Source organism: Pseudomonas asgharzadehiana (assembly GCF_019139815.1).
Lineage (GTDB): Bacteria > Pseudomonadota > Gammaproteobacteria > Pseudomonadales > Pseudomonadaceae > Aquipseudomonas > Aquipseudomonas asgharzadehiana.
The window spans coordinates 1,357,540-1,378,491 of the sequence record NZ_CP077079.1; the positions used below are offsets into that span (position 1 = coordinate 1,357,540).

A 20,952-nucleotide genomic window follows, 5' to 3' on the forward strand; every position below is an offset into this window, starting at 1 on the left:
AGCAATCAGGGCACACGGACAATCAGAGGCCTGTTTCTGTCTGCGGGTTTGCTGGGTAGCTTGATATGGGCAAACCCGGTTTCAGCATTTGTGCAGGAAATAACTGCCATGTTCAGGCCAGACCCCTCAAACCCGAATCAGGACCGATTTACCAATACCACGCCAGTAACGGGTTTCTGTGCGAGTTACCCGGGCTATTGCATCAACGTCTTCAGTATTCGATTGCCGATCACTGCCGCGTCCAGCGGCGCGCTGCCGGCAAAGCCGAGCGACCCGCGGCAAAGCGCACTGTGGAAGGTTCCCGCGCAATGGCGCCAACTGAGCGTGATTGATTCAAGTGGTGAGGAAGCGACTGTAGAAGTACGTATTAATGCGATCGGCTCCAAGTATGTGCTTGATCGCAGCGCCGCCGAGCTTGTAGGGGGCGGAGTTTCTGCGCTGCAAGCGCATGGGATGTTATGGGGCGGGAACTGGTTGTACCCGCCGAGCCCCTGCAAGGGGATAGGCTTGGCATCCTATGGGTCTTACTATTTCAGCTTTGTCTGGAGGACGCCCGAGGAGGCTAACTGCGTCAAGCTGGCTCAATACGAGATCCCGAAGATGGCCTATGAGTATTTGGAGATCGGCTATGAGTTACGCACCCCGAATCCATTGGCGATGTCAGCCGGGACCTACACCGGTGTATTGAACTACGGCATCGGCCCCAATCAGGACTTCGATTTGGGCGACATGATGCTGCCGAGCGATTCTGCGCTCACCTTGAACTTCACCCTGACGGTGGAGCACATCCTCAAGGTCGAGTTACCGCCCGGCGGCAACCGTGTCGAATTGCTGCCCGAAGGCGGTTGGCAAGCCTGGCTCAATCGCGGGCGACAGCCCGCAAGGTTGTTTCGCGATCAAACCTTCCGCATCGCGGCCAGCGGGCGCTTCAAGATGAACCTCGAATGCAGCCTGGCCATCGGCAACACCTGCGGCCTGCGCAATGGCGCGGGTGACGAGGTGCCGTTGAAGGTGGCCGTGAGCCTGCCATTCGGCTTGAACGACCAGTACGGGCAAACCGTGAACAAGCTGCCGCTGCGCCTCGACGGCGTGGGCACCGAGCTGTTCCAGGCCGTGCACTACGTGAACAACCGCCCCGGCACCCTGCACTTTGAAGTGGAGCGCGAACAGGTGGGCGACATGCTCAAGCAGCCCGGCACCACCTACTCGGGGGTGGTCACGGTGGTCTGGGACTCGGAAGTTTAAGCGGGCCATCCGCAACGGCCCGCCGGCACTTTGGCGTGGCGGGCCGCGTTCAATCAATGAGGCGTAAGCAAACATGAAACAGGCAGTGTTAGGGATCGGGTTGGTATTGGCGTCGCTGACGGCACAGGCGGGGCCGGCGATCAACGTGGGCGTGGTGTACGACTACCTGGAAGGCGATCGCAGTTCCTACCTCAAGCGGGTTTACAACGGCGGCACCAGCACCGCGTTTATCAAGGTCAATGTGCTGGAGATTGTCTATAACGCCGACGGCACCTCCAAGGAAGTGCCGGTCGCCTCGATGACCGACGCCAAGGGCAGCGCCACCAACCGCGACGGCCTGATGGCCAGCCCGGCGCGGCTGATCGTGCCGGCCGGCGGGCGCCAGGGCACGCGCTTGCTGTACATGGGCCAGCGCGACAAGGAGCGTTATTTCCGCGTGCGGTTCATCCCCGTGGTCCCGGAAAAGGAAGACGACTTCGCCGTGACCGAGGCAGAGCGCAGCGACTACAAAAAAGGCCTGGCGGCCGGGGTCAACGTGCTGGCCGGCTACGGCACGGTGTTTTTCGTGCGGCCCAAAGACACGCGTTTCGACACGCAAATCAACGAGACCGCCACCCAGTACAGCCTGCGCAACGCCGGCAACAGCGTGGTGGTGCTCGACGAGTTCCGCGACTGTTCGGTGGCCAACAAAGCCGAGTGTGAGCCCACCACCAAGCACCACATCCTGCCCGGTCGCCAGTTGGTGTTCGAGAAGAAACCCGAGCGCCAGTTCAGCTTCCAGATGGTTGAAGGCCGGGACAAAAAACCGATGACCGTCAACAGCAACGGGTGATGACAATGTTCAAGCAAGTAACGGTAGTGGCTGCGCTGATGGCCCCGGTTTTGTGGGGTGGGCAGGCGCAGGCGTTTCAGGAACGCCAGAGTTTCGATGTGTCGGTGACCATTCCGGTCCATGAAGCCTACGTGCTGCCCTCCGAGCCGGACTGGATGGGCCGCGACCAGGTATTGGCCTGGGACCTGGTGACGTCGCGCCTGAGTCACCTGCGTAAGAACTTCGATGTGAAAAACCTCAACGGCGGCGTCGCCGCGCGGTTGGGCGACACCCCGTACCTGTTGAGCGGCCAGAACCGGATTGACCTTCAGGTGCTGTTCAACCGCGTGCCCCTGACCCTGGATTCGACCGAAGTGATCAACGCCGATGAGGCGCGGGTGGGCCGTCGCGCTGAACTGGAGATCGCCGCCATCGAACCGCAGACCGGTTACAAGGGCGGCGATTACTACGGCACGGTGCATATCGTGTTTGATTTTCTGGCGCCTTGAGCCTGTCCTTTAAGAGTCGCATTAAACGATGAACGATAAAAGCAGGGTCTTCAGTACGTGGGTAGTTGCAGTGCTGGGTTTCAGCAGCCTGCTGTGGGGCAGCCCAGCCGTCGCGTTTGTGCAGGAAATTACCGCAATGTTCAGGCCGAACCCTTCCGACGCGAATCAAAACCGATTTACCAATACCACGCCGGTGAGCGGTTACTGTCAGAGTTATCCTTCGCAATGCTACGAGATGTTCAGCATTCGCCTACCGATCACCGCGAGCGGCGGGCCACTGGAGGCGAACCCGAGCGACCCACGTAAAACCGCCTTGTGGAAGGTTCCCGCGCAGTGGCGCGAGGTGAGCGTGACGAACACTCAAGGTGAAACGCAAACCGTTGAAATACGTATCAGCGGTATTGGGTCAACATATGCTCTTGACCGACATGCTGCTGAACTGGTCGGCGGAGGTGTGCCAGCTATCACCGCCCACCAGAAGCTCTGGGTGGGAAGTAGTTGGGTAAACGCAGCGTCGCCTTGCAGATACAGTGGCGTGGGTCTTTTGGGGGCCAGTTGGTATACGTTTTTCTGGAAAACACCGGTGGAGGGTAATTGTGTCAAGCCTGCCGCCTATGCGATTCCGCTCATGAGCTATTCCTATCTGGATATCGCCTACGAGTTGCGCACGCCCAACCCATTGGCGATGTCAGCCGGGACCTACACCGGTGTATTGAACTACGGCATCGGCCCCAATCAGGACTTCGATTTAGGCGACGTGATGCTGCCGAGCGATTCTGCGCTCACCTTGAACTTCACCCTGACGGTGGAGCACATCCTCAAGGTCGAGTTACCGCCCGGCGGCAACCGTGTCGAATTGCTGCCCGAAGGCGGTTGGCAAGCCTGGCTCAATCGCGGGCGACAGCCCGCAAGGTTGTTTCGCGATCAAACCTTCCGCATCGCCGCCAGCTCGCGCTTCAAGATGAACCTCGAATGCAGCCTGGTCATCGGCAACACCTGCGGCCTGCGCAATGGCGCAGGCGACGAGGTGCCGTTGCAGGTCGCCGTGAGCCTGCCGTTTGGTCTGAACGACCAGTACGGGCAAACCGTGAACAAGCTGCCGCTGCGCCTCGACGGCGTGGGCACCGAGCTATTCCAGGCCTTGCACTACGTGAACAACCGGCCCGGTACCCTGCACTTTGAGGTCCAGAAGGAGCACGTGACCGAGATGCTCAAGCAGCCCGGCACCACTTATTCGGGGGTGGTCACGGTGGTCTGGGACTCGGAGGTTTGAGGCAGGCCTGGCGTTACCTCGGCCCGGTTCAGCAGCAAATGCGTCTGCTCACGCAGCCACTGCTTGCGCAGATCCCCCAGGCTGTTGAGCACCTGGCTGTATAACGCGTCGGGCATCGGCTCGCCGGTCAGCACCTGTGCCTGGCTCAGGTTCAACTGTTCGGCGAGACTTTTCAGGGTGTCGCGCCGGGTGTCGTCAGGTGCCAGCGCATAGGCCTGCTGCTCGCTGTGCAAGTGGTCCAGGCGCTCGAACTGCTCGTCGATGTGCTGCTCATGCTGCGCGTATTCGGTGGGGTACTGTTCGCGCAAAAACTGCTCCCAATACGGCTCAAGCAGCATTTGGTCCACCAGCCCGTCACCTTCGCTCAATGCCTGTACGGCGTTGTAGGCCCGCTCGATATCTGCGTCGCTGACGTCGGAGGTGCGGCGGTACAGCATGTACTCGTTGATCCAGGGCAAATCCAGCCGTCTGGCCAGGCGGGTCTGGTAGGCCAGGTGCACCTCGACTTCATCCACCGTGCCCGGCTCACTATCGACCCGTTGCGAGGTCAGCAACAGGCCCAGGCCGCCTTGCTCCACCGGCTTGAGGCGATGTGCGATATCGGCGCGGGCCACGTGGTTGACGAACTTGAGCCGCGCCGCGCCCCTGGCCAGGTGGACCAGGCGTTCTTCGCGTTCGGCGCTGGTACGGCTGAAGCCGTTGGCGTTGCTGACCAGCACCTCAACCCCCATGTTGCTGAAAATCTGCTGCCCTGCGTCCGGGCACAGGCCGGGGAAGCTGGACATCATGAACAGCTTTTCGCGCAGTTCAGTGTCGCTTGCCATCGCCAACAGCATGGTCCTGACCCGTGAGCGCAACAGGCCAAGGGTGCGCTGGTAGCGGGCTTCGTCGGTGGGGTCTTCGAAAAAATCCGGCGGTTCCAGCGCCTTGATCACTTCGAAAAAGCCTTGGGAGCCTTTTTCATGTTCCAGGTCGTCCCACACCGTGCGGTAGAGCTTGCGCGCGTTTTCACCCAGGCTTTCCAGCCAGAATTGGTGGTCGCCCTGTGGTTCATAGGTGCGCTGGGGGTCTAGCCCGAACGATTCACGGTAGCTGTCGAACAGGTCCTGGAAGTCTGGGCGCAGGCGCGGTCGGTCCAGGCGGGTGAGGGCGACCACCGCCGCCTCTGCCGAGCCCGGCGTGACCTCGGGCACGCTGGTGATGGGGTTGCCTTGCAAGTGCAGGGTGAACCCGCCGTTACGCGACTGGGCAAACAGGCCAACCGGCCATTCACTGATGCCGGTAAAGCCCAGCTCAAGCAGGTTCAAGTCCGGCATGAGGCTGATATCCGGCGTGGCGCCCAAGGGGTTGCTGGCCAGGTTGAGCCGGCGCAGGCGCGAGAGCGGGCGCAACCGCCCCACGGCGTCGGCGTCCAGGGCGATCTGGTTGCCGCTCAGGTCCAACTCGCGCAGTGAACGCATGTTCCCGATGGCCGCAGGCAGGCTGTGCAGCAGGTTGTCGCTCAGGTCCAGCACGCGCAGGTTGGGGAAGTGCAGCAGGAAGTCGGCGCGGTCGGAGGTGAAGTCACAGTCTTGCAGGTTCAGGTGCGTGACCCGCCGCAGCGGGTTGGGCAAGGTGGGCAGTGAGTCTGGCCGTTGCGCCGTCGACAGGTCCAGCGACGCGCCACCGCGCACGGGGCTGAATTCATCGTGCTTGCGGATGTAACCTTCGTGCCAGGCTTCCATCAGGCGATCGGCGAACAAGGCGCGGGTACGTCGGGCGATAGCTTCGCGGCGGCTGCCGGGGCGGAACTGGGTGGCGGCGCGCACGTAGTCATCCAGCGCGTGAGTAAGGGCTTTGTTCTCGGCTTCCAGGCCCTCCAGCACCTTGAGCCCCTCGGGGCTTTGCGAGGCCAGGGCAAATGGCTTCACGCCCTGTTCGGACATGCCGGGCAGCAAGGTGCGGATACGCTGCTCGACGCTGCCGGGCGAGGTGCCGCGCAAGGAGCTGCTGCCACCGCCGCGCAGCAACACCAGGGTTTCGCGCGCCGCGCGCATGCGAATCGGCGGTTCGGCGAGTACGTGACGACGCTCTGCCGGAGGCGCGATGTGTTCCAGCACCCAGTCTCTGAGGTTGTCGCTGCCGGTGGCCGGTTTGGCCCTGGTCAAGGTGTGGTCCATTGCGCTGTAGAAGTCTGTTGCGCGGTGCAGGCGTTTACCGTCGGCGTCGAAGGTTGTGTAGCGTCCTTGGTCGTCGCGTACCAGCACCCGCACGTCGGGCGCATCGTGGGCGCCGACCTGGGCCCTGAGGTCGCCGAAAAAATCGCCGTCGCGCACTTCGATTTGCAGGCGCCCCAAGGCATCGCTATGGATGCGCAGGGTATTGAGGATCAGGCGCTCGGCCTCGGGTGACAGCGACCGGTCCTGGTGCAACTGTTCGAACAATCGGGTACTGGTCACTTCGAAATTGGCTTCCTGCACCTGGTTTTTCACCGCCAGCGGCAGGCGCTTGTCTTCACTCATTACCGTCAAATCGCTGCCTCGGGTATGCCTGACCAATTGCCGGGCGATACTCAGCGGCAGGTCGGGGTATTGGCTGCGTAGCAACTGGATCTGCGGGTCCGATGAGGCTTCCTGCGGGTGATAGTGATGGCGGATCAGCGACTCGCTTTGCTGCTTGAGGTAATCGGCCAGCCGCTCGCGCAGGGCCTGTACCTGCTGGTCGGCGGGTAGGGTTTCACCGAGCAGTTTATTGGCCTGCAAGGGGTCGAGAAACGCCAGGACTTTCTCCGGTAAACGGCCCGACAACACCTCGCCGGTGCTCAGTTTCAACACATTGCTTCCGCTAGCGTGCGGGTTGCCGAACTCATGAGCCATGCCGCTGAGGTCGGCGCGCGGGTACACATGCAACGCCTTGCTTTTCGGCCAGCCCTTAAGCTCGGTGACCATCTGCTCGAACCAGTAGGCGCTCGGGTCCAGGGCCTGGCCGCCGCGCACCTTCTGGATGTCGCTATCGACCTGCCTGGCGCTGTTGAAGCGCTTCAAGGTGTCGGCCAACAGCGGCGGGGTCGGTTGGTTGTTGACGTACAGGTGGCGCAAGGCATCGTGGTCAACGCCACTGATCAGGCGCACTTGCTCAAGCTGCGCGTCGCTCAACCCTTGCGTCTGCGGCCCCAGGCGGCGCATCAGTTGCGCGTCGCTCCAGTGCCGGGGCTGCTCGCCTTCCAGCACACAGGCGCCGTCGCCGTTGAGGCTGACCGCCGGGCGGTAGGCCTCGGGGCGCTGCGGATGCAGCAGGTGATGGGTGTCGGTGATCGGGTCCTGGCCGACTCGGTAGTGGTGTTCGTCGACTTTCACGACCTGTGGGCTGGTTGTGTCGGGCGGCGCTTTGAGGCGGTAGGCGCTCAGGTCCGGGTTCCACAGGCGGCTTTCACCGGTGTGCAGTTGCACCGGCTTGAGGCCTTCGACAAAGGGCGACAGTTTGAGCTTCGCGATCTCTGCGATCTTGCCGCCCCGGTGAAAAATCAGCCCCTGCACAATGTTTTGCGTCGCCGCCAGCAAGTGTTCCTGGGCCTCGATGCGCTGGCCTTGCGCCCAGTCGACAATGCCTTCGAAGACGTCATCGGCCAACTGATAAGCGGTGTAGGCCAGCATCAATTCCCCCAGCAGCGGCACGAAGGGCGTCAGCACCAGCAGGGCGGCGTTGGTGAGGTCGGTGACGATTTTTTCCAGGTTGTCCCACCACGCCCAGCGCGCCATGCGGTCGGCGTAGGCGGTGGAGATGGCCAGTTCGCGCGCGTCATCGACGACCTTGTTCAGCTTGACCCGGTACAGGTACTGCCACAGGTCATCGCGGGCCGGTGAGCTGGATCGGTTTTGCACATCCTCGCGCACCGCCTGCAACCGCCATTGCAGGTTGGGGCGGGCCACCGGTTGCGCCTGCCAGGTCGGGCCTTCGACGGGAGGCCTTGGCGTTCTGCGCCATTCGAACAGGCGCTGCTTGAGGGTGTAGAAAAACCGCCCGCGCTGGTCGTGGGCAATGAACTGGCTGATGAACCGCGCGTAGGCGCCGGGGAACGCCTCGGCGTTGGCCGGAGTGCCGAGCAAGCGTTGCGTGCAGTCCTGGTGAAACGCCGTGGGCGAGGCGTATTCCTTCAACGGCTGCTCGGGGTCGTTGGGCATGTAAACCAGCAGTCGCGTGAGGCCTTTGGGGTTGGGTGCGGCGATCACCAGCACGCCGGTGAGCCTGCAGCCGAGCAGGTCCAGGGTATGCAACTCCACGCTGCGGCCGTCCAGTTGCAGCAGCGGCGCGTCACTGAGCATGGCCTGGATCAGGTCATAGGCATCCCGGGCGATGTGTTGTTGCGCCAGGGCCATGTGGGCGGCGGCGTTGAGCGCGGCTTTTTGCTGGGCGACCACTTTGTGCCGCAACGACTCGGCCACCGTGACGTTGTCAAAGCCCAGCGCGGTGTTGAGGTGTTTCTGGTAACGCGCGCCGATATCCAGCGAGCGACAGAGCGCCTTGAAGGTCTCGGCGCTGAGTGCCTCACCTGTTGCGCTGTGGGTGAAGGTCAGCAGCCGTTGTTGCCCGCGCGCATCGGCCTTGGATAAAAACGCGAAGTCTTCGAAGGTTTCCGAGGCCGAGAAATTGTGCAAAGCGGCATCCAGCAGCGAGACGGTGCGGCTCTTTACGCCGTGCTTCACGTCGAGGGTCCACCACGGCAGATCGGCGGGGGCGTAGAGGCGGATCAAGGTCTGCGTCACGTCGATATCGCCATAGGGGAGCAGGGCCGTTTTGAGCCGCGGCTCGGCAAAGGCGCGCAGGTCGTTGAGCGCGGCGAGTTTCTGGTCGAGGGTGTTCTGGGTCGACCAATGTTCACCCAGGGCGGTTTTGAAGGCGTTGCGTAATTCAGGCGGCGGCGCTGCGTCGGCGGGGCTTGTGGCAGTGAGCGCGGTGAGGCGTGGCAAGGCGGTTTCGGCGAGCCAGGCGGGGATTTTCTGCCGGATGAAGGCGTGGTGTGTGCCGAGGTTTTCGGCCACGGGAGGTACGGGGGAAGCCATGATCGGATGATCCTTGAAGTGCAATGGGATCATCCGATTATCTGCATGACGCGTTGGAATAAAAGCGTGAAATCTGGGTGTAAAAAGCGCCGAACAGCGGCGTTTGCGCCGACTAATCAGGAGTGAAAAGTAGCTATTTACAGCCCGGCATTTTGCAGCGCTTCGCGTGTGAGGCGAATGCCCAGTTCCCGGTAGGGGCGCTGCACCTCTTCATACAATTTTTGCACGGTGGCATCCGACAAGGCGTGGTCGACCAGGATCGTGCTGTCGGCAATCTTCAGGCCCATGCGCTTGAACTCGTTAAGCCTGCGCACGATCTGGGTGCGCAACTGGGCCTTGCGCTCGGGCGTGGTCTCGGTGGCGGCCCATTCTTTTTGCTCGTCGAGCAAGTCCGCAAGTTCGCCGCCGGCGTCATCGCGTTCGCGTCGTCGCGCTGCGTATTGATCGGCATGCTTGTCTTCCAGGTGATCGCGCCAGAAGTCTTGATCAAGCACCCCCTTGACCGCCCCGTCATTGGCCGCGGCGCTGATCACCGATTGGTAGGCGGCATCCAGTTGGTCGCGGGTCACTTTGGCGGTGTTACGGTAGGCCATGTGTTCGGACAGCCAAGGCAGGTCCAGCCGCGTCTTCAGGCCCGTCTGGTAAGCGAGATACACCTGCACCTCGTCGACCTCCAGCGCGCCGCTGCCGAACCCCAGCCCCAGGCCACCCTGTGCCACGGGTTGGGTGCGCCGGATGATGTCTTGCTTGGCGAACTCATTGAGCTGCTTCAATCGCCAGGTCTGCCAGGCCAGTTCGACCAGCTTGTTGTCCCGCGTGGCCAGGCCTTGCTCGGTTGAATCCTGAAGGATATCGGCCAGTAGCGTTTCGATCCCCAGCTTGTTGAAGACCTGCGCACCCGCATCGGCACAATTGACGGGGGCACTGGCTTCGGCGAAGAACCGTTCGCGCAGTTGGGGGTCACGGTCGATGGCGACCAGCACGTCCCAGACCCGGTCTTTGAGGTCTTTGCGGCCTTTCTTGAACAGCTTTCGGTCTGCCTCGGTCTGCATGACTTGCGACGGCCGGAGCAGCTTGAGGATCTCAAAAAAGCCTTGAGAGCCGGGCTGGTTTTCCAGTGTGTTCCACAGCGCTCTGGCCTCGTCGAGCAGTTCTGGTTTCATCTCGTCCAGCCAATACTCGCTGTCTTCCGGGTCCCCCGCGGGCAGGGTGCGATAGGGGTCGATGCCGGAGGCGCGTCGGTAAGCGACGAAACGGGCTTCGTCGGCATTGGTCAGCGCGGCGCGGTCCAGCCAGCTATGAGCGATCACGTCTATCGCGGGTGAGCCTTCGGGCAGGACCGGTATCTGTTTGACGCCGGTGTTCAGAAGGTTCAGCTCCAGCGGGTGTGCGCGCGGCACTTCCATACCCAGCGGCCATTCGGTCACGCCTGTATTGCGCAGTACCAGTTGCTTGAGGTGAGGCAGGCTACGCAGATCGGGGGCCACCTTCAGGTCCGGGTGGTCCTGCAGGTTGAGGTACTCAAGGTTCCGGCATTCGTACAGTTGCGTGAAGTCCATGTGGCTCCAGGTAATCGGGTTGTGGCTCAGGTCGACGGTCACCAGATCGCGCAGGGTGGTCATTTGCGTGGGCACGCTGAAGAGTACGTTATTGCTCAGGTCCAGGCCGCGCAGGTTGGGAAAGTTGTCCAGAAACCCGACGTCGCCGGACATGAACCCGGTGCTCATCAGATTCAACACGGTGACGTGGTCGAAATTGGCCCGCATCCTCCCCAGGCTTCGGATATAGCGCCCCAACCATTTCTCGGACAAATCCAGTAGCCGTCCGCGCGGCATCAAGCCCTGGGCGGTGACACGGCCATCCGCGCGCGCCTCCCAGCACTCGACCAGGTCGTCGATGATGCGGTCGCGCATATAGGTTTCGTTCTCGGCCTGTTCGCTGTATTGCGCGGCCTGGGTGGGGCGCCGTTTCCAGCGCTTGAAGTCTTCCTGCAACTGGCGTTTTTCGGTTTCCAGGGCCTCCAGGATCTGGTCGCCGTTTTCCAGGGCGGCGAGTTCGTCGAGCAGGGTTTGCGCCGGTTCCGCACGCAGCCGCGGGAACAGTTTGGCGACGCGTTCTTGCGTGGTCGGCGGGGTGGCGGGGGTGAACAGCCGGCGGAAGGCGCCGAACATCGGTTTTTGCAGCAGTTTTTGCGTCACGCGTGGGTCGGGCTTGCGCAGGCTCGGGGCCTCCAGCGCGGTACGCCGCTCGGCCGGCGCCTGCAGCTGGTCTTTGAGCCACCGCTTGAACAACCTTCCCTGGCCGGGTACGTAGTCGACGCTGTCGGCGGGCAAGGCCCGCAGCAGCGCTTCGAACAGGTCATAGTGCGCGGCGGGTGTTTGCCCCCGCACCTGGTAGCGGCCGTCGTCTTTGCGCAACAACACGATTTGCGTGCCGGCATCCTGCGGCCCGGCCTGGGCGCGCAAGCGACCGGCGGGCGAGTGCTGGTAAAGGCTGATGTTCACATCGCCGAGGGTATCGCGATGGCGGCGCAGGATGTTCAGCACCATGCGCTCGGTGTCCGGCGTGATCAGCTCATCGTTGTAGAACCCTTCATAGGCATGGCTGGCGATGCTTTCGTTTTGCAGCTCAGTGGCCAGGTTGCTCACCCGCAAGGGGATGCGCTGCTCATCGCCCATCGCCTTCACTTCGTCGGGTGACACGCGCAGCATCAGGCGTTGTATCAACTCGGCCGGCAGTTGGGGGTAGCGCCTGCGCAGCAGTTGCGCAGGCGCGGTGTTAAGCACTTCATGGGTGCTGTAGAGGTGGTTGAAGATCGAGATGTGCTCGCTGGCCACTTTGGTCGCCAACAGGTCGCGCAGCGCTGCGGTGCGTGCCGCCGGGGTGTCGGGCAGGGGCGCGGGCAGCAGGGCTTGCAGTTCGGCCTCGGTTAGAAACCCCACGAGCCGTTCGGGCAGCACGCCGGCGTTGATGTCTTGATGGCTGATGTTGAGCGTGTGGGCCGCATCGCTCGCCGTGCCGTAGGTGATGTGATAACCGGTTAAATCGGGCTCGTAAAATACCTTGATGGCTTTATCCGACGGCCAGTTTTTCAGCTCGCTGCTCAATTGTGCCGACCAGTTGAACTCTTCCTGCGTGAGCCCGCCGTTGCGGATTTTCTGGGGCAATTGCTTGGCCTGGTCAAACATGTGCATGCGCGTGAGCGTATCGGCCAACAGCGGCGGGGTGGGCTTGAGTTCGACATACATCTGGCGCAGCGCGCTGTCGTCGGTGCCGCTGATGCTGCAGGCCTGTTCCACTTGCCGGGCGTCCAGCGCCTGGGTGCCGTGCCCGAGGCGGCCGCGCAGTTGCGCGTCGTCCCACGCCCAGGGGTCTTCACCCTCATGCACCCAGGCGCCGCTGCCGTTGGGTTCGATCAACGGCGAATAGGCGCCGCGCCGGGTCGCATGCTGGATACGGTGGGTGTTGCTCTGCGCATCGTGTTCGAGCACCAGGTGCCGCTCTTCCAGGCGCACGACTGTTTGCCCTTGATGTGCATGCAGGCCCAGCGCATCGGGCCGGCTGCCCTCGGGCAGGTGCAGGTCATTGCGTACATAAGGCGCCAGGTCCGGGTTCCACAAGCGCGTTTGGCCATTCACTTGTACCGCTTTGAGGCTGTTAACAAAGGCAGAAGGTTTGAACAACACCTCCTTGGCCAGCACCCCGCCGGTGCCCATCAGCGCGAGCTGCAAGACGTCGGTGACCACACTGATCACGTGCTGCGCCGCTTCACCGGCCTGGCCTTCGCTGAGATCGACGATGCCTTCGAGCACATCGTCGGTCAGTTGATACAGGGTGTAGGCCAGCATCAACTCGCCCAGCCCCGGCACGAACGGGGTGACCACCAGCAGCGCCACGTTGAACAGGTCCGACGCGATCTTCAGCACGTTGTCCCACCAGCTGCGGCGCTCCTGGCTGTCGGCCTGGGCGGTGGACACGGCAAGGCTGCGCCCATCATTGAGGATTTTGTTGAAGCTGGCCTGATACAGATGCGGCCACAGCGCGCCTTTTATCTTCGTTGCCTCGAATTTCAGGAATGGCTTGTCGACCGGGTCCTCACACCACGCGGGGGCCGGGTCCAGGGGGCTGCGCTCATGCCATTGCACCCTGTACAGGTGCTCGGTCAGCGTGGCGAAGAACAGACCGCGCCGCGCGTGCGGCACGAACTGGCTGAAAAACTGTTGGTAGGTGTGTTGTGGCAAGTGTTTGCTGGAAGGCAGCGGCGCGTTCAGTTGCAAGCGGCGCGACAAGTCCATCACGAACTCGCTGCTGGAGGCGTACTGCTTGAGCGGGCTGGCCGGGTCGTTGGGGATATACGCGATGACCTTCGCCACGCTGGCCGCGCGGTCCAGGTCGGTAGAGATCAACAGGATCCCGGTCAGCGGAGTGTCGAGCATGCTCAGTTGATAGAACGTGGCGCGTTGCTCCGTGCCGTCGAGTACCCCCATCACCACCGCATAGGCTGATGCTTGCAGGTCGTTGTTCATCAACGCCATCTGCGCGGCGGCCTTGAGCGTGGCCTTCTGGCTGGCGGTGACCAGCCCTTGCAGGTAACCCTGGGCCACCGGCTCATCGGGCAACAGGAATTGCTTGAGATGCTGTTGATAGCGCGCACCCAGGTCCAGCTCGCGGCACAGGGTCTTGAACTGCTCAAGGCTCATTGTGCGTTCGTGGTGCAGGATGCTGAAGTGGCCCCGATAGTCTGGGCGGGTGATGTAGCAGGAGTACCGTTCGAAGGTTTCGTGGCCGGCAAAATTATGCAGCGCCGCGTCCAGTAGCGACACGTCTCGGGAGGTCACGCCATTGGACAGTTCCAGGGCGTACCAGGGCAGTTTTTTCGGTGTGTAAATGCGCAGGTAAGTAGTTTTGACGTCCAGGTCCAGCGCGTATTGGTCTTTGATGGCGCGCTTGAGCAACGGCTCGGCGAAGGCATACACGTCCTGCACCGGGCGCAGTTTTGTATCCAAGGTATTTTGCGCGGCCCAGGCCTGGCCGTTGAGGGCCTTAGTGGCATGCTGCTGCGCGGTGGCGGTGGCGTACCAGGTGGGCCGTTGCAGCACCAACTCGCTGAGTGGGTGAAGGCGTTCCAGGTCGGCGTTTTTCAGCCAGTCGGGCGCGGTGTTGTTGATCAGTGCGTAATGCGGGCCTTTGTCGCTTTGGGCCACGCGCTGGGTGCGGGGAAGTTCGGGCATGGGGCGGGTTTTCCGGTGGGGTTAAATCATCAGCCTATCCCTCGAAAAATGGATAAAAGTGCAAATAATTGGCGCACTCATCGGTTATTGAACCGCGCAGCGCAGAGGCCCGGCGGGTTGCAGATACGGCATCAGCAGCGGGGCCATACCCTTGAGCACTTGCACCGGCAATGCGGAGGTAAATTTGAAGTTCTGCGCGGTGCTGCCCGGTACGAACGCGGTCAGCGTGCCGAAGTGGTGGTCGCCGATGTAGAACACAAAGGTGGCGGTGCGGTTGATCGACTTGGAGCTGAGAATCCGCCCGCCCGCGCCGATCGCTTCGATGCGGTTGTCGCCGGTGCCGGTCTTGCCGCCCATGGCCAGCGGCGTGCCGTCGTCCAGTTTGAAGCTGCCGGCCACGCGTTTGGCGGTACCGGCGTCGACCACTTGGGACAACGCCCCGCGCAGGGCCGTCGCGACTTCAGACGGCATCACCCGGCGCGCCCGGTTGGGGTCGTTGATCAAGCGCACCTCGTAGGGCGTGCCGGCGGCAAAGTGCAGGCTGTCGATACGCAGCACCGGGATGCGCACGCCGTCGTTAAGGATGATGCCCATCAACTCGGCCAGCGCGGCGGGGCGGTCGCCGGAGCTGCCGATGGCGGTGGCCAGCGACGGCACCAGATGGTCGAAGGGGTAACCGACGGCCTTCCAGCGTTGGTGGATATCCAGGAACGCTTCGACTTCCAGCATGGTGCGGATACGGCTGTCGCGGGCGCTTTGATGGCGGCTCTTGAACAGCCAGCTGTAGACTTCCTGGCGCTCGAACTGGCTGGCTTTGACGATCTCGCTGAACGTCGCGTCGGGGTGATTGATCAGGTAGCCCAGCAGCCACAGGTCCAGCGGGTGCACCTTGGCGATGTAGCCTTGGTCGGGCAGGTCGTAGGCGCCGGGGCCGTAACTGTCATAGAGCGCGTCGAGGCGCTTGTCGGTCAGCGGCTGTTGGTTTTTCGCGCCGGCCAGGCGCGAGCGGACGAAGCGGTTGAAGCTCTCGCGGCTGGCCTCGGGCAGCAAATAGCGGTGCACCGCCGCCAGGCGAATGGCCGTGGGGTGCAGGCCGTCGAGGAACGTTTCGAGGCGCGCCTGGGTGTCTTTTTTCTGGTACTTCTTCCAGAACTTGAGCAAAAACGTGGTGCCCTCGCGGTCGGCGAATTGCGCCAGGTATTCCTGGCGGCGCGGTTCGCTGTCGTCCTTGAGCAACTGCGCACTGTTGTTGGCGCTGGTGTAGGTGCTGTAGCGCACCAGGTCACGCATCAGGCGGATGAACGGCAAGTTGATCGATTCGCGCAAGGCGTCGCGCAGGGTCGGGTTGCGGCCGTTGTCTTCGTTGCGAAAGTTGTGGAAACGGTGCAGGCCGCCGCCGGTGAAAAACGCCTCGCCGGGGCTGGCCGAATAGGTGCGGTTGAGCGCCGCGTCGAGCATGTCGGCCAACGGCTTGCCGGGGTTTTGCCGCAGGTAATCCAGGGCCCAGCGGCTGATGTTGTCGTGTTCGGCGACCTCGATTTTTTTCAGCGCGGCGGGTGTCGAGGCCGCGTAGCGATCATGCAGTTGCGCGACGATTTGCAGGTAAGTGGTGAGCACCCGCAGTTTGGCGGTAGAGCCCAGTTCCAGTTTGCTGCCTTCGTTGATGTCGAAGGGTTGGTCGGTGTTGTCGGTTTGCACCCGCACGCGTGCGCCATCGGCGGTGCGTTCGAACAGCGTAAAGCTGTAGCGCACTTGGGGCGTGCTGGCCGGGGTGAGCAGGCGCTCGCCCAGCAGGCCGACCTCAGCGGCGTAGACGGGGTCGGCGAGGTGTTTGAGGTACGCCGTGACCTGTTCCTGCAACTGGCCCTGCAAGGTGCTGGTGGCCGACAAATCAAGGCGGTCCAGGTCGTACAGCGGGCGGTCAAGCAAAGCCGCCAACCGGCTGCGGGCAGCGCTGATGCCTTTGTTGGTGTCGATCATCTGCAGGGTCGGCTGTTGTTGCCAATCGCGGTAGCGCACCTTGCTTGCCAGTGCCGCCGTCAACAATGCCGGTTCCAGCACGCCGTTCTGGGCCAGCAGGCGCAAGTGGCTGTCGGTCAGTTGCGCCAGGTCGTCGCGACCCTTGGTCAGGTAATAGGAGGGCCTGCGCTGGGCGATCATCAACGACAGCACTTGGCGCAGGGCCAGGCCGCGTTGCGCCAGGCTGGGTGCGTCTTGCGCGCGGCTGCTCAAGGCCTGGTTGACCTGCACGAAGTCGGCGCCGTACCACACGCGCAAGCCTTCGGCCATGCCGTGCACCTCGCCGTGGCCGGGCACCGCCGACAACGGCACGCTGTTGAGGTAGTCACGCACGATGGCTTGCCGGGCGTGCACGGTGTCGGGGCCGTTGGCGTAGGCGCGCACGCTGGCGGAGAGCATCTGGCGGATCTTTTCGCCGCCGCTTTGGGTCAGGCCGTCGGGTGAGTGGCGGTATTTTTCCAATTGGGTCGCCAGGGTACTGCCGCCCGCGCTCTGGCCGGGCAGGTTCAGCACCCGCGCCACTTGCGACCACGCCGCCATGCCGAAACGCGGCCAGTCGACCGCCGGGTTGGCCTGGGGGCGCGCAGGGTCGAGCAGGTCGCGGTTCTCGATAAACAGCAAACTGTTGACCACCAGCGGCGGGATGGCGGCGAAGTCGTTATAAAGCTGCTGCGGGTAGTTGAAGTGGTACAGCGGTGCGGCGCGGCAATCGGTGATCGACAGGCCCGCCTGGATTTTTTCCGCATAGGGCACGAACAGGCCGTGGCGCGTGTAATCGAGCAAGGCAGCGGAGAAGCGCGCCTGCTCGACGATCACATAATCGCGCTTGATCAACCGCGGCAGCAATTGCGGCAGGTCGCTGTAGCCCAGGCGTTTGTCAAAAGGGCCGGCGCCGGGGTACACCTGGGCGTCGCTGGCGCCTGGGGCGAGGCGATAGTCGAGGTCGGCGGCCCACCGGCTGAGCTGGCGGGCCTGCCAGCGGGAGGTGCCCATTTCGCGGGAAAGGGCATAGCCCAGGGCGGCGAGGACCATCAGCACGATCAGCCAGAACAGCCGCCGCCCGTAACGGCGCGGGGGCGTTTTTTGCGGCAGATAATCCGGGCCGACGTCAAGAATCGCAGCCTTGCTCGAATCGGTGTGCCGCAGAGCGCCCATAGTCGATTGATCCCTTCAAGCAGATTGATCGGACTTGTCTGAAGCTTAGTCGCAGATTGGCGCCGCTCAGGAATTTTTGTCGGCGCCGGCGCCACGCAAGGCTGCCGGAATCGCCCGTGCCAGAGCGCTTACGACCAAGGCAGGGGAATGACCGTGCACCAAGGCTGTGCAATACTCGCCGGCGTTTTGGCTCACAAAGCCGCAGCGTCGGCGTGAAGTGACGGCTGATCGGCCAATGCTCCGCCACTCATCTCCAATAACAAGACGAGGTTGTAACCTTATGCCCGTAGGCAATCACCTGCCCCACGGCGAGACCGCTCAAGGCGGCCCGCTCAAACGCGAACTCGGCGAACGGCATATTCGCTTGATGGCGCTCGGTGCCTGTATCGGCGTCGGTCTGTTTTTAGGTTCGGCCAAGGCCATCGAAATGGCCGGCCCGGCGATCATGCTTTCCTACATCATTGGCGGCCTGGCGATTCTGGTGATCATGCGCGCCCTCGGTGAGATGGCCGTACACAACCCGGTGGCCGGCTCGTTCAGCCGCTACGCCCAGGACTATCTCGGCCCGTTGGCGGGTTTTCTCACCGGCTGGAACTACTGGTTCCTGTGGCTGGTAACGTGCGTCGCCGAGATCACCGCCGTGGCCGTGTATATGGGCGTGTGGTTCCCCGATGTGCCGCGCTGGATCTGGGCGCTGGCCGCCCTGGTGAGCATGGGCACCATCAACCTGATCGCGGTAAAGGCCTTCGGTGAATTCGAATTCTGGTTCGCCCTGATCAAGATCGTCACGATCATCGCCATGGTCATCGGCGGCGTCGGCATCATCGCTTTCGGTTTCGGCAACGATGGCGTGGCGTTGGGCGTCTCCAACCTGTGGGCCCATGGCGGCTTTATGCCCAATGGCGTGACCGGTGTGTTGATGTCGTTGCAAATGGTGATGTTCGCGTACCTGGGCGTGGAGATGATCGGCCTCACCGCCGGCGAAGCGCGCAACCCGCAAAAGACCATACCGAATGCCATCGGCTCGGTGTTCTGGCGCATCCTGTTGTTCTATGTCGGCGCGTTGTTCGTGATCCTGTCGATCTACCCGTGGAATGAAATCGGCACCCAGGGCAGCCCCTTCGTGATGACCTTCGAGCGCCTGGGCATCAAGACGGCGGCGGGAATCATCAACTTCGTGGTGATCACGGCGGCGTTGTCGTCCTGCAACGGCGGCATTTTCAGTACCGGGCGCATGCTCTACAGCCTGGCGCAAAACGGCCAGGCGCCGGCGACGTTCGCCACCACCTCCCGCAACGGCGTACCGCGCCGGGCGCTGCTGCTGTCGATTTTTGCCTTGCTGCTGGGCGTGTTGCTCAACTACCTGGTGCCCGAAAAAGTCTTTGTGTGGGTAACCTCGATTGCCACCTTCGGCGCGATCTGGACCTGGGTGATGATCCTGCTGGCGCAACTCAAATTCCGCCGGAGCCTCAGCCCGGCCGAACAAAAGGCCCTGAAATACCGCATGTGGCTCTACCCCGTCAGCTCGTACCTGGCCCTGGCCTTCCTGGTGCTGGTGGTGGGCTTGATGGCGTACTTCCCGGACACGCGCGTGGCGTTGTACATCGGCCCCGCGTTCCTGGTGCTGCTGACCGTGTTGTTCTACGTGTTCAAGTTGCAGCCGACCCAAACGGCGGCACGCTCAGAGGCCTGACCGCCCAATGCCTAACAAAAAGCCCCTGGATCGGGGCTTTTTGTTTTTTTTGCAGGTGGGTTTTTGGGCTTGAATGCCGGCCTTTCGTCGGTACCTGCCTATCTGTAACTGAATTAAGACTAAAATCGGTCGCACTGCCAGGCGAGGGCCAACCCATGAAGTTTTCATCTCAGATAAAACCGATCAGCTATTTGAAAAGCCACACGGCTGAAATCGTTAAAACGCTCACGGAAAGCCGCGAACCACTGGTTATCACCCAAAACGGTGAAGCCAAGCTGGTGGTAATGGATGTAAAAAGTTTCGAAGAACAGGCAGAAACCATGGCCTTGTTGAAGCTGCTGGCCTTGGGTAATCGACAGATTGAACACCAGCAGTTTCAGGACCTGGAGGACGTGTTCGCGGAACTGGACAAGGATGATGGTCAATGACGTTCAGAGTCGTGATGTTGCATTCGGCCAAAAGCGACCTGAAAGACATTAAGTCCTACCTGATCGGTCAGTTTTCGACATCGACCTGGCAACACACCTATGAGTCGTTGAAGCAGGCCCTGCGCTGTCTCGAAACGCTGCCTTATGCGGGCCCGGTACCTGAAGAGATTGAGAGGTTGAATCTCATCCAGTATCGGCAGGTGGTCAGCGGGATGAACCGGATCATCTACGAAATTCGCGACAATACGGTCTACATCCACATCATTGGCGACACCCGAAAAAACCTGCAGGCGCTGCTGTTGAAACGACTCATGAAGTAAAAAGAGGCCTAGGCACTCTGAGGGTGTTGGCTCAACCGCTTGTTCAGCTCCAGCCAGGCCGCCAGCAGCGCCATCAAGCCGGCGCCCACCAGCGCCGTGAAAAGCTGCATGACGAAGGCATCACCGGCCAGCGCGTTGACCATGTCCGCCAACGGCGCCAGCAGCACGCCCAGGCAAAACACCTCCAGGGAAAAACGCCCCATGCGGCAGGTTTGCCGGGCCAGCCAATGCTCTGTCCAGGCGCGGCCCGGCAGCAGTTTGGCGGTGACATAGGCCAGTGCCAAAAAGTGCAGCAAGCGCACCGGCGACAAGTCGGTCTTGCTGATCGGGTAGAGCAGGTTGCTGAGTGCGGGCGGCATCCACGCGTCGTGGACCTCGGGCCAACGCCAGGACAGGGTGATCACGCCTGCGGCAAGCACATAGGCGGCGGCCACGATGAACAGCGGTTGCCTGCACAGCCCACGGGGTTTCACCGGGCGCGGCCGGCCGGCATGTAGCGCCGCCGCGCCGCCGAGTACAAACAGCAACTGCCAGGTCACCGGGTTGAAGTACCACACACCGTCGGCAATCGCGCGCAGGTTCCAGCCCATCCAGGGCGCCAGTAAATACACGGTGGCCGACACGGCCACCACCGCCCCCGTGTAGCGCAGCATCAACGGCAGCACCAGCGACAGGCCGGCCAGCAGCACGATATACAGCGGCAGCGGGTCCATCAGGTTGGGTTTGAAGCGCAGCAACAACTCATCGGTCAGGGCTTGCTGCGGGTTGGTGATGAAGTGCGTCAAGCCCATCTCCTGGACCAGGTCGCGGGTTTCCACCTTGCTGTTGGCGAAGAACACGATGCCCATCAGGATCGCCAACAAAAAGATATGCACCACGTACAACACCCAGGTGCGCCGCAGGATCTTCAGGCCGGCCATCCAATAACCCTCGCGCTGCAAGACCTTGCCATAGGCCAGTACCGAGGCGTAGCCGGCGAGGAACACGAACACCTCCGCCGCATCGCTGAAGCCGATATTGCGCAGGGTAATCTGGCCGAGGGGGTTGTGGGGCACGTGATCCCAGAAAATGAAGATCAACGCCAGGCCGCGAAAAAAATCGATGCGCGGGTCGCGTCCGTTCAGCATGGCAGCGGGCTCTTGAACAAAGGGTTTAGTAAGGACCGAAAGGCGTCGCCGATGTCATACGCCGTGCGTCGGGCGGGCGCAGGTTGGCGGGATTTGTAAGCA

General features: G+C 62.3%; 11 protein-coding genes. 7 read left to right on the forward strand and 4 right to left on the reverse strand.

Annotated features, from left to right (window positions below; all coding sequences use genetic code 11):
• Positions 1 to 108: 108 nt before the first annotated feature.
• From KSS96_RS06155 to KSS96_RS28225, 4 genes are all read left to right on the forward strand, one after another.
• Entirely contained in the window at positions 109 to 1,245 is a 1,137-nt protein-coding gene (locus tag KSS96_RS06155; protein WP_369426500.1) for a hypothetical protein, read from the forward strand.
• A gap of 73 nt (positions 1,246 to 1,318) precedes the next feature.
• Positions 1,319 to 2,077, forward strand: a complete 759-nt coding sequence (locus KSS96_RS06160; RefSeq protein WP_017526303.1) for a p pilus assembly chaperone — start codon at positions 1,319 to 1,321, stop codon at positions 2,075 to 2,077.
• 5 nt (positions 2,078 to 2,082) lie between these two features.
• Positions 2,083 to 2,565, forward strand: coding sequence for a CS1 type fimbrial major subunit (locus KSS96_RS06165; protein ID WP_135196516.1), 483 nt, complete (start codon positions 2,083 to 2,085; stop codon positions 2,563 to 2,565).
• Between the two features lie 28 nt (positions 2,566 to 2,593).
• Positions 2,594 to 3,838 carry a hypothetical protein gene (locus tag KSS96_RS28225; protein ID WP_137219949.1) on the forward strand — a complete coding sequence of 415 codons (1,245 nt, stop codon included), beginning with the start codon at positions 2,594 to 2,596 and terminating at the stop codon, positions 3,836 to 3,838.
• On the opposite strand, the gene KSS96_RS06175 is transcribed toward KSS96_RS28225, so the two are convergent.
• From KSS96_RS06175 to KSS96_RS06185, 3 genes are all read right to left on the reverse strand, one after another.
• Positions 3,796 to 8,877: an NEL-type E3 ubiquitin ligase domain-containing protein gene (locus KSS96_RS06175; RefSeq protein ID WP_225913311.1), complete on the reverse strand. Its 5,082-nt coding sequence runs from the start codon at positions 8,875 to 8,877 to the stop codon at positions 3,796 to 3,798. The two genes, KSS96_RS28225 and KSS96_RS06175, sit on opposite strands and share 43 nt — an antisense overlap.
• A gap of 137 nt (positions 8,878 to 9,014) precedes the next feature.
• On the reverse strand, positions 9,015 to 14,108 hold the full coding sequence (locus KSS96_RS06180) for an NEL-type E3 ubiquitin ligase domain-containing protein (RefSeq protein ID WP_217855820.1): 5,094 nt from the start codon (positions 14,106 to 14,108) through the stop codon (positions 9,015 to 9,017).
• 84 nt (positions 14,109 to 14,192) lie between these two features.
• Positions 14,193 to 17,282, reverse strand: a complete 3,090-nt coding sequence (locus KSS96_RS06185; protein ID WP_135196512.1) for a transglycosylase domain-containing protein — start codon at positions 17,280 to 17,282, stop codon at positions 14,193 to 14,195.
• 280 nt (positions 17,283 to 17,562) lie between these two features.
• Here KSS96_RS06185 and KSS96_RS06190 point away from each other — a divergent pair, with 280 nt between their 5' ends.
• The 3 genes from KSS96_RS06190 to KSS96_RS06200 all read left to right on the forward strand — a co-directional run bounded on the left by KSS96_RS06190 (position 17,563) and on the right by KSS96_RS06200 (position 19,723).
• Positions 17,563 to 18,975, forward strand: coding sequence for an amino acid permease (locus KSS96_RS06190; protein ID WP_017526309.1), 1,413 nt, complete (start codon positions 17,563 to 17,565; stop codon positions 18,973 to 18,975).
• A 155-nt stretch (positions 18,976 to 19,130) separates the two neighbouring features.
• Positions 19,131 to 19,403 (forward strand): type II toxin-antitoxin system Phd/YefM family antitoxin, encoded by a 273-nt coding sequence (locus KSS96_RS06195; RefSeq protein ID WP_017526310.1) that lies wholly within the window; start codon positions 19,131 to 19,133, stop codon positions 19,401 to 19,403.
• A complete protein-coding gene (locus KSS96_RS06200; protein WP_135196511.1) occupies positions 19,400 to 19,723 on the forward strand; it encodes a type II toxin-antitoxin system RelE/ParE family toxin in 324 nt (107 codons plus the stop codon). The genes KSS96_RS06195 and KSS96_RS06200 overlap by 4 nt, the downstream gene beginning before the upstream one ends.
• An 8-nt stretch (positions 19,724 to 19,731) precedes the next feature.
• Here KSS96_RS06200 and KSS96_RS06205 read toward each other — a convergent pair whose 3' ends face one another.
• A complete protein-coding gene (locus tag KSS96_RS06205) occupies positions 19,732 to 20,850 on the reverse strand; it encodes an OpgC family protein (protein ID WP_017526312.1) in 1,119 nt (372 codons plus the stop codon).
• Positions 20,851 to 20,952: the final 102 nt, after the last annotated feature.